This window comes from Streptomyces sp. NPDC005962, assembly GCF_040629205.1.
Classification (GTDB): domain Bacteria; phylum Actinomycetota; class Actinomycetes; order Streptomycetales; family Streptomycetaceae; genus Streptomyces.
The window spans coordinates 216,776-229,556 of record NZ_JBEXVE010000001.1 but is presented as its reverse complement, the minus strand read 5'-3'; the positions used below and the strand labels follow the sequence as shown (position 1 = coordinate 229,556).

Here is a 12,781-nt window from a genome sequence, read left to right as displayed (position 1 = left end):
ACGGGCGCGGACATGACGGAGGGCCCGCAGGCGGCTGCCTGCGGGCCCTCACTGTCACACCGCCATGATCGGCGGGGTACCGGAAGGGGTTACTCCGACGTCTTCCCCTTCGCCCCCAGCAGAGGCATCTGGTACTCGGACAGCATCTTCATCTTGTTCTTGTCGATCGTCTTCCAGTCCTTGTTCAGCACACCGCCGGTGTCACCCGAGTCCGGGTTCCAGGTCCAGTAGGTGTAGCTGATGCCGTTCTTCTTGAGGTAGTCCATCAGGGCGTTCTGCCAGATGGCCTCGTGGCTGTTGCCCGCGGTCTTGCGGCCACCGAACTCACCCAGCAGCAGCGGAGCGATGTTCTGCTGCTTGATGTAGGCCCAGTGCTTCTTCCAGATGGCGGGCATGTTCTTCGGGAAGTCCTTCGCCTGGAACCAGTTCTGGTTGAAGACGCCCGGACCGTAGTCATGGGCCGAGTAGACGACCTTGTTGGCCTCGTCCAGCTTCACCGGGTACTTCTTCACACCCTGGAGGTCGCCGCCCCACCAGAACTGCTCGTTCTTGTGACGGTCGGTGCCCTCGACGAAGACCAGCCAGTTCTTGTTGACCTTGTGGATCGCGTTACCGGCCTTGGTGGCCGCCAGGCGCCAGTCGGTCTTCGCGTTGCCGTCGCCCCACGTGGCCTGGCCACGCGGCTCATTGTGCAGGTCGGCGCCGACCACCCGGTCGTTGCTCTTGTAGCGCTTGGCCAGCTTGACCCAGTCGCTCAACCACTTCTTCTCGGTGAGGCTCTGGGAGTACCACAGCTCACTCTGGCCGTACTGGTCCGGGCGGTGCTGGTCCAGGATCACCATGATGCCGCGGTCGGTGGCACCCTTGACGACCTTGTCCATGATCTGCTGGCCGGTGAGGCCCTTCAGCTCGGGGTTCTTCTTGAAGTCGATCCCGTTGGGCTTGCTCTTGGCGTCGAACATCTCGTTCGAGTAGGGCAGCCGCATGGTGTTGAAGCCCTGCTTGGCCATCTGGTCCAGCATGGAATCCAGGCTGCGGGTCCACAGGCCGTGCGGCGCGAAGGTGCCGGTCTCGAAGCCGAACCAGTTCACACCGGTCATGACCACCTTGTGGCCCTTCGAGTCGACGATGTCGCCCTTCTTGGTCGACAGCGGGAACTTCACGTCCGCACCGGCGGGCTTGCCCGCGGCGACCGAGGACGAGGAGCCCGAGTCGTCGGAGTTCAGGGTGAACGCCGTGACAGTGCCACCCACGGCAGCGACAGCGACGACGGCCGCGGCGATACCCATGCGCAGACGGCGGGAGCGCGGAGCGCGGTTCGTCTCGGTGGTCTCGGGGTTGGTCGGGACGTTGTTCTGGTCCATGGGGGAATTCATTCGGTGATACTCCTGAGGAATTCGCGTATTTCGGTCTTGAGGATGCTGGGGGTGTTCGTCGGAGATTCCAGGCATTCCATTTGGGGGTCGGTTGCGGCGGTCAGCCGGACAATCCGCGCCTGCGGGAGGAGGTCGCCGATCAGGCGGTCCAGCCCCTGCGCTTTCCAGCCGGGCTCGTCCACATCGATCAGCACCACATCCGGTTGCGCCGCACGGGCCAGGGAAATTGCCTCCCGGGCCGATCCGGCGATTCCGGACAACTCCAGTCCCGGCTCCTCGATCACGAGATCAGCGAGAGCACTCAGCACCTGGGTGTGGTGCTCCACGACGAGAACTCTTTGCATCGATGGAGCTCCTTCGGGCTTTTTTGTCCTGTCGCTCACCGACATTAGAAAAGCCCGGGGCTCGAAACACCGTACGGATGACCGAAATCTGGATACCTCAATTGCAGGAATTCAGGGCACGCCAAACGGCCGAATTCCGGCTACCTCAGTTGAGGTAGCAGAATTCGGCCGTTTTATATGGGTTATGTCCGATTTGAGGGGGTGGTTCGGGGCATACGAAGGGCCTCCGCGGGGCCCGGAGGGGTCCTACGGAGGCCCAGGAAGCGGCCTACGGGGTGGTCTACCGGGGGGCGGCTCGGCCGGTCAGCCGGTACGCGTAGCCGGGGATGAAGACGCCCGCACCGGCCGCACAGCCGTCCGCCTGCCCCGGCTGCTTGATCCACAGGAAGGCGTCGACCCCGGGGATACCGGTGGCCGTGGTGGGGTCCCGGCCCAGCCTGCGGCCGGGCGGATCGCAGAACTGGTGCTTACGGGTCGGCCCCGCCCCGTTGCGGCTGGTGTCGACCACCACCCCGAGCCGGGGGCGGCGCAGCTCGGCCAGCACGGACAGGCCGTAGCGCACCTCGTCGCCGGTGGCGTTGAAGTTGGAGACGTTGACCGCTATGCCGTCCCCGTACCGGTCGATACCGGCGTGCCGCAGCCGCGCCGCCATGGTGCGGGCGGGCTGCCAGCCGGAGTTCCCGGCGTCGTAGTAGACCCGGGTGCGCGGGGCCCGGCGCTGGAGGGTGCGGGCCGCGTACGTCAGGGCGGCGAACCGCTCCGTACGCTGCCGCTTCCGCAGACAGCCCAGGTGGGCGAGGGCGTCCGGTTCGAGGACGACCAGGGCGGGCCGGTCGCCGATGCCCCGGGTGAAGGCGTCGATCCAGCGCCGGTAGGCGACGCCCGCGTCCCCGCTGCCGCCGGAGCTGTACTGCGCGCAGTCCCGCTGCGGGATGGCGTACGCGACCAGCACCGGCAGCCGCCGCCGGGCCGCGGCCACGTCGACCAGGCCCCGGGCCTGCTCCTGGACCAGCGACTCGTTGGTCTCGGTGAACCAGGCGGCCTGCGGCTGGTCGGCTATGCGCCTGCGGATGGCCGCGGCCCGCCGGTCGCGCGGATGGACCCGCACCCAGGACGCGGCGGGGTTGTGCGGGTCGGCGTAGAAGCGCGTCGTCACGGGATAGAACGGCTTGGTCACGGGGGGTGGCGGCCGGAAGTCATGGGTGGCCGCGGGCTTGAGCAGCGGGCCCACCGTGGTGATGGCCATCACGACCTCGGCCACCAGCACCATGACCAGCACATGGACCATGCCGCGGCTCAGCCATGCGGTCCGGCGCGACCGCACCGGCGGGCGGGCCCGGTCGGCGCGGTCGGCGCGGTCGCGGGGTCCGGTGAACCCGGTGAACATCGCCACCTCCGCCGTCAGCCGTTGTGGGAGTTGCCGGGCGGCGGGCGGCGGCGGCTGATGAGCACCACCGCCAGGATCGCGAGCACGACCAGCACAGCGGCCACCACCCCTATCGTGACCAGGGCGGATGTATCCCCGGCGGCGTGCGAGTCGGCGGCCGCCTTGGTGCGGTGCGGGGAGGGCGCGGCGATGGGTTCGGCGGAGGGCGGCGGCGCGGCCCGGTCCGCGAGCGCCTTGGCGGGCGCGATCACTCCGTAGCCGTAGCGCGGATCGTGGCCCGCGGAGCCCTTACGGTCGGCCGTGTCGATCAGCTTCCGGACGATCTGGCGGGAGTTCCAGCGGGGGTGCTCCGAGCGCAGCAGCGCCGCGCCCGCGGCGACCCAGGGCGCGGCGTAGCCGGTGCCGTCGCCGGTCCAGTAGTCGTTGTTCCCGGCCGTGGTGAGGATCGCGACGCCGGGCGCGGCGAGCGTGATGGCCCCGCCGTGGTGGGACGAGGTCCACACGGCGCCCTTCTTGTCGGTGGCCACGACGGCGACCACACCGGGGAGGGCGGCCGGGTAGGTGGGCCGGTTGCCGTCCTTGCCGTTGTCCCCGGCGCCCGCCACGACCACGGCGTCCTGGTCGGCGGCGTACTTCACCGCGGACTTCAGGGCGGGGCTGGGGTGCTTGAAGGAGACGGCCACATGGATGATGTGCGCGCCATGGCTCGCCGCGTGGCGGATGGCCCGGGCAGTGGCCGCGACCTGCGGCTTTCCGTCGCGGTACACCCCGAGCGGCATGACCCGGGCCCGGGGCGCGAGCCCGTACACCCCGTCGCCGCGGTAATTGCGGCCGGTGCCGACGATGATTCCGGCGGCGTGGGTGCTCTGCTCGTCCTCGTTTCCGTCGTCCCGGGTGACGGGGCTGCCGCCGCCCGCGAAATCCTTTCCGGGGGCGACCCGCCCGCGGAGATCCGGATGGGTCGCGTCTACGCCGGTGCCGATGACCGCGACGGTCACTCCGGCACCCTTGCTGAATTTCCACGCACGCTCCGCCTTGAGCGTGGTGAGCGCCCATTCGGAATCGTGCAACGCACCGCTGTCGGTATCACTTGCCAGGGCCGGCGTGGCCAGTGCGAGGGTCATCGCTGCGATGACCGCTCCGGCCCGGCCGGCGAATGGATGGCGTGACATCACGTGACCTGACATTACGTCACCTACTCTCATCCCACGGGACGCAAGGCCGTCGGGCCCCTTTCATCTTGGGCAGCCCCCGGAAGTACTGACACCCGCGAGCGAGGGAGCCGCCCTTCCCCTCTTCGGGGGAAGGGCTCCGGGCCCGAAACGCGGCGCTCCCCGAAATGGGGGAGGAAAGCGGTCCGCCGAAGGTGCACTCACCGCTCCCCCGAGCGCGGGTACTACCTCCTTTGCGGGTGACGCACTCTGGGACTCGACGGCGATAAGAGCCTCCTGTCAAGGGAGTCGCGATGCAGCGTTTCCGAACGTTCAGTGAGCGCACCGGAGAGCCGGGCGACCGCGCGGACGTGACCACCCACAGGCGAAACGGGAGCATTTCGCGAACCCGCTCGCCGCGGGAACGGATGGCGGGACTGCCCGGTCTGGCGCTGCGCTTCGCGGTGGTCGGCGGGGGCGGTGCGCTGGTGAACTCGGCGGCGCTTTTCGCGCTCTACCACTGGGCCGGACTGCCGCTACTGGTGGCGTCCGGTATCGCGGTGGAACTCGCCGTGGTCAACAATTTTCTGCTCAACGACCGGTGGACGTTCGGCCTGCCGACCCCGTCGGCCAGACGTTTCGTCAAGTTCAACATATCCGTACTGGGCGGACTCGCGGTCAACGTCGTTCTCGTCTGGTCGCTGGTCCGCGCCGGAATGCATCTCCTGCTGGCGAATTGCCTCGGCATCTCGGCCGCGTTCGTGGTCAACTTCGCCGCCAGTACGGGCTGGGTATGGGGGAGGCGGAGCCGATGATGATCCCGATCATCTACCTGGTGCTGGTGCTGGTCTCGATCCTGCTCACCGTGCAGTCGGGCCACGTCCTGTACCTCATGCTCTACACCTGGGACCGGGCGGACGCCGAACGGAAGGCGAGGGCGCCGGAGACCTTCATTCCGCCGCGGCTCTCCTTCAGCGTGCTGCTGCCCGCCCGGCATGAGGAAGACGTCATCCAGTCGACCATCGAGCGAGTGGTGCGCGCGGACTATCCGGCGGAATTGCTGGAGGTCTTCGTGATCTGCTCCCAGGACGACGACGGCACCGTGAAGAAGGCCGAGGAGAAGATCGGCCAGCTGGCCCGGGAAGGGCTGCACAACGTGCGGGTCGTGGTCTTCGACGACGGGCCGATCAACAAACCGCACGGGCTCAACACCGCCCTGCCGCAGACCACCCACCAGGTGGTGACCATCTTCGACGCCGAGGACGACATCCACCCGAAGATATTCCGGCTCATCAACACCGTGATGGTGGAGGAGCGGGTCCGGGTGGTGCAGGCGGGCGTCCAGCTCATGAACTACCAGTCCAACTGGTATTCCACGCTGAACGTCCTGGAGTACTTCTTCTGGTTCAAGAGCCGGCTGCACTACCACGCCCACCACGGCTCCATTCCGCTCGGCGGCAACACCGTCTTCTTCTCCCGCGCGCTGCTGCTGCGGCTCGGCGGCTGGGACGACCGCAACCTCACCGAGGACGCGGACATGGGGCTGCGGATCTCGGCCATGGGCGAGCGGGTGCGGGTGGTCTACGACGACCGGTATGTGACCAAGGAGGAGACCCCGCCCACCCTCGGCCACTTCATCCGGCAGCGCACCCGCTGGAGCCAGGGCTTCATGCAGACCCTGAAGAAGGGCACCTGGAAGAAGATGCCGACGCGCAAACAGCGCTGGCTGGCCTTCTACGTGCTGGTGTTCCCGCGCGGACAGGCGCTGCTCGGCCTCTATCTGCCGATCTCGCTCGGCATGATCCTGATCCTCAAGGTGCCGGTGCTGATCGCGCTCTGCTCGTATCTGCCCGTACTGCTGCTGGTCGCGCACTTCCTGGTGCAGATGGTCGGCCTGTACGAGTTCACCGACGCCCATGGGCTGGAGGCCTCGCCGAAGGCCGTCGTCCGGATGGCGATCGCCTGGTTCCCGTTCCAGATGGTCCTCGCGTACGCCGCGCTGCGGGCCATGCGGCGGCAGCTGGCCGGCCGCCACGACTGGGAGAAGACACAGCACGTGGGCGCCCACCGGGGCCAGACCGAGGAGGCGGAGTCGCGTGTCGCATGACCCCGTGCCCGACCGGGCACCCTCGAACCCGGTCGCCGTCGACCAGGACGCCGATCAGAACACCGGCCAGAGCACCGGCCACGACACCGGCCAGAGCACCGACCAGGGCAAGGCCGCCCCGCAGCGGCCCCCCGGGCGGCGTCGCCGCCGGTTCTCCGTGGAGCGCGGCTGGTTCCCGCCGCTGGGGAAGGCCGGGAAGATCGCCCTGGTCGTCTCCCTGCTGACCGGCGCGCTCACCCACGGCTACCACCTGTTCCGCTACCCCCTCTACCTCACCGACGAGGGCATCTACATGCAGCGGGCCTGGTCACTGGTGCGGGAGACCAGCCTCTCCCCCTACACCTACGACTACGACCACGCCCCGGCGGGCTGGATCACGCTCGCCGGCTGGGTCTTCCCGCTGCCGAAACAGTTCGAGACGTTCGGTAACGCGATCAACACCGGTCGCTTCCTGATGCTGCTGGTGCATGTCGCGAGCGTCTATCTGCTGTTCGAGATCACCCGGCGGCTGTCGGGGAGCGTGCTGGCGGCCACCGTCGCCGCGTTCTTCTTCAACGTCTCGCCGATCGCGGTCTACTACCAGCGCCAGGTGCTGCTGGACAACCTGATGATGTTCTGGCTGCTGCTGAGCCTGTTCGTCCTGCTGCGCCGGGAGACCACCATCAGATCGGTGTTCGGCGGCGGGGTGGCCCTGGGGCTCGCGCTGATCACCAAGGAAAACGCGATCTTCTTCGTGCCGAGCTTCATCTATCTGCTCTACCGGCGGATCAAGAAGTCGCCGAGCCACCGGTTCCTCCGGACGCTCTGGCCGTTCGCCGCGGCGGCTCCGATCGGCGCCTATGTGACGTACGCGCTGCTCAAGAACGAGCTTCTGCCGAGCAGTTTCGACTTCGACCTGAACAATCCGCCCGCCGACCACGTCTCGCTGCTCTACACCCTGTGGTGGCAGCTCAACCGCAGCCAGGGCAACCTGCTCAGCCACAACGGGCTGCTGTACACGAGCTGGCTGATGCGCGACTCGTTCATGCTGATCTGCGGGTTCGCGGCGATGCTGCTGTGCCTGTGGTGGGGGCTGCGGGACCGGCAGCGCAACCTGGGCTATCTGATCGTGGGGACCCTGGCCTTCGGCTACACCTTCTATCTGCTGCGCGGCAGCGTGGTGCTGGACTTCTACGTCACCCCGCTGATCCCCATGTTCGCGATGAGCATCGGCATGGCCGTGGACCGGCTGCTGAAGGCCTCGTTCAAAAACCGTTTCCTGCACGGGGCCCATTCCCTCGTCCGGGTCGGTGTGCCCTCGCTGGTAGCTGTCGTGCTGCTGATGTCACCGTCCTCCGGATATCTGGTGCACACCAATACCGAGGGCGTTGTGCAAATCGCGGACCAGTACCAGTCGAAGATCAATCTCACCCAAATGCAGCATGCTCAGATCGCCTGGGTACGCAAACACGTCCCGGCCAATTCGCGCATCATCATGGACGACGACCTGTGGGGAGAGCTGCACGATGTGCGGCCGTTCTATCCGTACGCGCATTCGCACTGGAATGCCGCATCCGACCCCGATGTGCGCGACAAGCTATTCAAAAAGAGATGGCAGAACATCGACTACATCATCCTGTCGAACAAGATGCGCAAGTCGATGGCCACAAACAACGCCGACGGGCGCGAGAACTGGATTCTCAAGGCCCTCCAGAATTCCGACCAGGTCTGGTCGGACACCAAGGGCAATATCAAGCTCGAAATCTACCGGGTGCAATAGCCGCGGGAAGAGGAGGTGAAGGCCATGCCTGAGTACGACGACTGGGATGATGTTCCGGAGGACAGGGATGTTCCCGAGTACGAGGAGAAATCCCCGGCCGGGAAAGACCCTGGCAACAAGAACAAGAAGAAGCTCACCTGGAAGACGGTCCTGCTCGCTCTCGTGGTCTTCGCGATCGTCGGATCGCTCGTGCAGGTGATCGCGCGCGGTGGCTTCGGTGGCGCCCTCGACACCACCGGCAACGGAGGCGGCGGGGCCCCGAAGAAGGGGCACCCGCATGAGCGGCAGGAGGTACGGCCGCCCAAGCAGCCCAAGACCATCAAGCTGGGCAACCAGCGCATCCCGCAGGCGTCCGGCCCGATCATCGTGCTCAACCCGGGCCTGGTGACCCCCGGCGGCAAGGCGACGGTCGAGGGCGGCGGCTTCGGCAAGAAGTCCACCGTGGATCTGCTGCTCAAGGCCCGGGCGTCGGACACCAAGGGCCGGGCGATCGGCAGCGTCAAGACCGACCGCTACGGATCGATCTACGCCCGGTTCACCGTGCCCGAGTCCAACAGCGGCCGGCCCGCCACCCTCGTCGCCCAGCAGCGCGGCAGCAGCAACGCGGCCGAGGCAAAGGTGATGACCGGCGGCGCGGTCGGCACCGCGCGGATCAACAAGATGGTCGGCCGCCCCGGCGACGTCGTCTCGGTCAGCGCCCATGGCTTCCGGCCCGGCGAGTCGATCGACGTGTTCTGGGGGCGGACCACCGGCATACCCGTCACCACGCTGCACTCCGACAGCGGCGGCGGCGTGGGCCGTGCGGACATCAAGGTCGGGGTCGCCCCGACCGGCAACAGCACGCTGGTCCTGGTGGGCAAGCGCAGCAAGACCACGGCCACCGCGCCGTTCCAGATGCTGGCCATGTACCCGTCGATGAAGTCCAAGCCGTACGCGCTCAAGGCCGGTCAGCGGATCACGCTGTCCGCCAACAAGTTCGCGCCCGGCGAGCGGGTGCTGGTCTACATCAACCGCAACAGCGGGCTGCCCGCCTTCACCGCCCAGGCGAACGGCATGGGGCAGATCCGCGACGTGGCGTTCAACGTGCCGTTCGGGCTCAAGGGACGGCAGACGCTGATGGCGATCGGCGACCAGAGCCGGGCCGTGGTGCGCTCGGGATTCACGGTGCTGCCGTACTCCCCGTCCGCCGAGCCCAGCGCCTTCGGCGGCCGGGCGGGCACCACGCTGAGCTTCTACGTCGCGGGCTTCGCCCCGGGCGAGACGGTGACCGCGTACGCCGGGTCCGGCTCCACCGGGCAGCGCAAGATCGCGACGTTCCAGGTGGACGAGCGCGGCAAGGCCTCCGCGGTGGGCTCGTACCGGATCACCGCGGCCGACGAGAACGGCGTCGCCTTCCAGCTCATCGGACAGAAGAGCGGTGGCATCGCCAAGGCGAGCATCAACATGTCCTCGGGCCAGGGACAAGGTCATTAGGGACACCGGTGACGTCGGCGACGCCGACGATGACGCCCGAGCGGGAACGTGGGCCGGCAGATCCGGCCGCCTCGGAGGGCCGGGGCCCACGTTCGCGATAGTCCGGAGATGTACCATGCGTCCTGGAGTGTCCTATGAGTATTATTTTCGGCCCTAACTCGCGGAGAGTCCTCCAGTTCCTGACCCATATCGAGGACCTCTCCCCCGAAGAAATCGACCGGGTGGCCGATCTGTGGAAGCAGACCTCCAGCCAGACCCGCGCCGAGGGGTGGGCGGAGGTCCACCGCACCACGACCGACGAGGAGCGGTACCGCATCCTCGTGGCCGCCTCCGTCGCGCGCCGCGCCGCCCTGGACGCGGCCCGCAACCACCGGCGTCACGACTGGGCCTTCTGGGCCGCGGTGTGGGACGCCGCGGCGGCGGTCGCCGTGTGCGATCGCATCGGAAGCCACTACACCGTGCTGGTCGCGCCGCTCGCCGCGGTCATGCCGTCGCTGTCGCACTGCCGGCGCGACGAACTCAGCATCCGCGAACTGCAGGGTGCCGTCCTCAAGGGAGGTGGGTAGCGATGGGTGACGACCGGATCGACGTTGTGGTGGCCGATGACGACCCGGCAGTCCGGGAAGCCCTCGCCGACCTCATCGACTCCCACCCCGACCTGGAACTCGTGGGGCTGGCCACCGACCATGAGCAGGCCGTGCACGAGGCGGTCGAACACCACCCCCAGGTCGTGATCATGGACGTGCACATGCCCAAGGGCGACGCCCCGGGCAGTGTCCGCGCCATCCGTGACCAGGCCCCCGACGCCCGCGTGGTCGCGCTGTCCGCCCACGGCGACCGCGAGACCGTCCTCAACATGCTCGCCGTCGGGGCCACCGGCTACCTGGTCAAGGGCACCCCCGCCGAGGAGATACTCGAAGCGATCAACAGGGCCGCCCGCGACCAGTTCTCCATGTCCGCCGAGCTGCTCACCGACTGCGCGGAGCCGCTGCGCCGCGCCGACCGCGCCTCCTGGCGCTTCGAGGACCTGGTGGGCGGACGGCTGGAGGAGTCGTATCTGGACCTGCTCGGCCACGCCCCCTGCGGAGTGCTGGTCCTCGGCTCCCGCGGCCGGATCGAATTCGCGAACGCCCACGTACGGCACATGTTCGGCTACAGCTCGGCCGAGCTGCGCGACAAGCGACTGCGGGACCTCGTCCCCGAGCGCTACCGCACCGCCTCCGAACAGCTCGTCGGCCGGGTGTTCAGCGCGCCCTCCGCGATGGCGGGCCGCCGCCGGGACGGCACCGAGTTCCCCGCCCAGTTCAGCGGCGGCCATCTGCAGGGCAAGCGGGCCCGCGGCGTCGTCTTCGTCGCCGACCTGAGCCAGCTGCGGGCCGCCGAGAGCCGGTTCCGCCAGCTCATCGAGTCCTCCCCGGACGCGATGATGATCGTGGACACCGCCGGTCGCATCCAGGCCGCCAACAACCGCACCGAAGGCCTCTTCGGCTACGACCGCGACCATCTCATCGGCCGCGCCGTCGAGGCGCTGCTGCCCGACCAGCCGCTGACCATCTCGCTGCGCGAATGGGACGAGACCGAGGAACCGCTCGGCCACAGCATGGAGCTGGTCGGCCGGCGCAGCGACGCCAAGCAGTTCCCGGCCGACGTCAGCATCAGCCCGCTGCGCACCGAGGAGGGGCTGCTCTCCGTGCTGACCGTCCGGGACATCACCGAGGTGCAGCGCGCCCAGTTCGTCCTGGAGCGCAGCCTGGAGCTGCTGGAGGTCACCGACCGGGACCGGCAGGCCCTGCTCAGCCATCTCGTCCACGCCCAGGAGGCCGAGCGCGGGCGGATCGCCGCGGACATCCACGACGACACCATCCAGGTGATCACCGCGGCCAGCCTCCGGCTCCAGCAGCTGCGACGGCGGCTGCGGGACCCGGAGGAGCAGCGGGTGATGGACAAGCTGGACGAGACGCTGAAGCTGTCGCTGAGCCGGCTGCGGCAGCTGATCTTCGACCTCCGGCCGTCCAGCCTGGAGCACGGCTGCCTGGCCGCGGCGCTTCGCGGACTGCTGGAACAGATCCGTACCGAGACCGGGCTCACCTACCGGCTGGAGGACCGGCTCGCGGCCAAGCCGCCCGCCGAGACCATGGCGCTGATCTACCGGACCGCGCAGGAAGCCCTGATGAACGTCCGCAAGCACGCCCGCGCGAAGACGGTGCACGTCCAGCTGCTCGGGCTCGACGAGGGCTGTCTCGTACGGATCGTCGATGACGGCAAGGGCTACAACCCGCTCGAAGTCGAGTCCCGCCCGGGCCACCTCGGGCTGTCCCTGATCCAGGAACGCGCCCAGATCGCGGGCGGCTGGTGCCGGATCGAGAGCGCGCCGGGCACGGGCACCACCGTCGAGTTCTGGGTACCGCTGGGCGAGCCGCCGGTGCCGCTCGGCGCACCGGTCCTCGACTCCCCCGCCTCGGAAGGGGAACCGGAGCCGTGACCGCCCCGGCGGAGCTGACCAAGGTCCTGATCGTCGAGGACCACCGGGTGGTCGCCGAGGGACTGTGGGCGCTGCTGGCCGAGTACGGGGACCTGACCGTGGTCGGGTGGGCCGACTCCGTCGCCGAGACCATGCCCATGGCCAAGGAGCTGACCCCCGATGTGGCCCTGATCGACTTCCGGCTGCCCGACGGCACCGGGGCCGACGCGGCCGCGGGCATCCGCGCCCATGACCCGTCCTGCGCGATCGTGATCCTCAGCGCCGACGCCAGCGACTCGGCGCTGCTGGCCGCGGTGGAGGCGGGCGCCTGCGGCTATCTGCTGAAGTCGGCGAGTGGCGACGAGATCGCCTCCGCCATCCGCTCCGCCGCCGAGGGCGAGACCCTGATCCCGGGCAGCACCCTGGTGGAGGTGCTGTCCCGGCACCGCGAGTCCGCGCGCTCGACCGCCGAGCAGACCGGACGGCTGGAGAGCCTGACCCGGCGCGAGCAGGAGATCCTCACCCTGATGGGCCAGGGCCTGGACAACCGGGCGGTCGCCGAGCAGCTGAGCATCAGCTACGCGACCGTCCGCACCCATGTGCGCAAGATCCTGGAGAAGCTGGAGGTGCGCTCGCAGCTGGAGGCGGTGGCCAAGGCCACCGAGTGGGGCTTCCGCCCCGTCGAACTGGAATAAGGGCCTCCTGGCCCATCCCGCGCCTCCG

General features: G+C 68.5%; 11 protein-coding genes. 7 read left to right on the top strand and 4 right to left on the bottom strand.

What is annotated here, in order from left to right:
* Positions 1-89: 89 nt before the first annotated feature.
* The 4 genes from ABZ370_RS01110 to ABZ370_RS01095 form a co-directional block, all read right to left on the bottom strand.
* The gene (locus ABZ370_RS01110; RefSeq protein WP_358614822.1) at positions 90-1,364 is read right to left on the bottom strand and encodes a glycoside hydrolase family 5 protein; all 1,275 of its coding nucleotides are present in this window, start codon (positions 1,362-1,364) and stop codon (positions 90-92) included.
* Between the two features lie 8 nt (positions 1,365-1,372).
* On the bottom strand, positions 1,373-1,702 hold the full coding sequence (locus ABZ370_RS01105; protein WP_358614820.1) for a DNA-binding response regulator: 330 nt from the start codon (positions 1,700-1,702) through the stop codon (positions 1,373-1,375).
* A 298-nt stretch (positions 1,703-2,000) separates the two neighbouring features.
* Complete coding sequence (locus ABZ370_RS01100) at positions 2,001-3,107, bottom strand: glycoside hydrolase family 6 protein (protein ID WP_358614818.1); 1,107 nt, start codon at positions 3,105-3,107, stop codon at positions 2,001-2,003.
* A gap of 14 nt (positions 3,108-3,121) precedes the next feature.
* On the bottom strand, positions 3,122-4,177 hold the full coding sequence (locus ABZ370_RS01095) for a S8 family serine peptidase (protein ID WP_358614816.1): 1,056 nt from the start codon (positions 4,175-4,177) through the stop codon (positions 3,122-3,124).
* Between the two features lie 509 nt (positions 4,178-4,686).
* On the opposite strand from ABZ370_RS01095, the gene ABZ370_RS01090 reads away from it, so the two are divergent.
* From ABZ370_RS01090 to ABZ370_RS01060, 7 genes are all read left to right on the top strand, one after another.
* Entirely contained in the window at positions 4,687-5,073 is a 387-nt protein-coding gene (locus tag ABZ370_RS01090; RefSeq protein ID WP_358614814.1) for a GtrA family protein, read from the top strand.
* Positions 5,070-6,365, top strand: coding sequence for a glycosyltransferase (locus tag ABZ370_RS01085; protein WP_358614812.1), 1,296 nt, complete (start codon positions 5,070-5,072; stop codon positions 6,363-6,365). Before ABZ370_RS01090 ends, ABZ370_RS01085 begins: the two co-directional genes overlap by 4 nt.
* Positions 6,355-8,124: a glycosyltransferase family 39 protein gene (locus ABZ370_RS01080; protein WP_358614810.1), complete on the top strand. Its 1,770-nt coding sequence runs from the start codon at positions 6,355-6,357 to the stop codon at positions 8,122-8,124. The genes ABZ370_RS01085 and ABZ370_RS01080 overlap by 11 nt, the downstream gene beginning before the upstream one ends.
* A gap of 24 nt (positions 8,125-8,148) precedes the next feature.
* The gene (locus tag ABZ370_RS01075; RefSeq protein WP_358614808.1) at positions 8,149-9,597 is read left to right on the top strand and encodes a hypothetical protein; all 1,449 of its coding nucleotides are present in this window, start codon (positions 8,149-8,151) and stop codon (positions 9,595-9,597) included.
* Between the two features lie 134 nt (positions 9,598-9,731).
* Complete coding sequence (locus ABZ370_RS01070; protein ID WP_358614806.1) at positions 9,732-10,163, top strand: hypothetical protein; 432 nt, start codon at positions 9,732-9,734, stop codon at positions 10,161-10,163.
* A 2-nt stretch (positions 10,164-10,165) separates the two neighbouring features.
* Positions 10,166-12,079 (top strand): PAS domain S-box protein, encoded by a 1,914-nt coding sequence (locus ABZ370_RS01065; RefSeq protein WP_358614804.1) that lies wholly within the window; start codon positions 10,166-10,168, stop codon positions 12,077-12,079.
* On the top strand, positions 12,076-12,753 hold the full coding sequence (locus tag ABZ370_RS01060) for a response regulator transcription factor (protein WP_358614802.1): 678 nt from the start codon (positions 12,076-12,078) through the stop codon (positions 12,751-12,753). The genes ABZ370_RS01065 and ABZ370_RS01060 overlap by 4 nt, the downstream gene beginning before the upstream one ends.
* The last annotated feature ends 28 nt before the right edge of the window (positions 12,754-12,781 follow it).

Excerpts from the sequence above, each read along its gene's own strand:
- ABZ370_RS01065 (WP_358614804.1), top strand. The coding sequence starts at position 10,166 with ATGGGTGACGACCGGATCGACGTTGTGGTGGCCGATGACGACCCGGCA.
- ABZ370_RS01100 (WP_358614818.1), bottom strand. The coding sequence starts at position 3,107 with ATGTTCACCGGGTTCACCGGACCCCGCGACCGCGCCGACCGCGCCGAC.
- ABZ370_RS01110 (WP_358614822.1), bottom strand. The coding sequence starts at position 1,364 with ATGGACCAGAACAACGTCCCGACCAACCCCGAGACCACCGAGACGAAC.
- ABZ370_RS01085 (WP_358614812.1), top strand. The coding sequence starts at position 5,070 with ATGATGATCCCGATCATCTACCTGGTGCTGGTGCTGGTCTCGATCCTG.
- ABZ370_RS01090 (WP_358614814.1), top strand. The coding sequence starts at position 4,687 with ATGGCGGGACTGCCCGGTCTGGCGCTGCGCTTCGCGGTGGTCGGCGGG.
- ABZ370_RS01075 (WP_358614808.1), top strand. The coding sequence starts at position 8,149 with ATGCCTGAGTACGACGACTGGGATGATGTTCCGGAGGACAGGGATGTT.
- ABZ370_RS01070 (WP_358614806.1), top strand. The coding sequence starts at position 9,732 with ATGAGTATTATTTTCGGCCCTAACTCGCGGAGAGTCCTCCAGTTCCTG.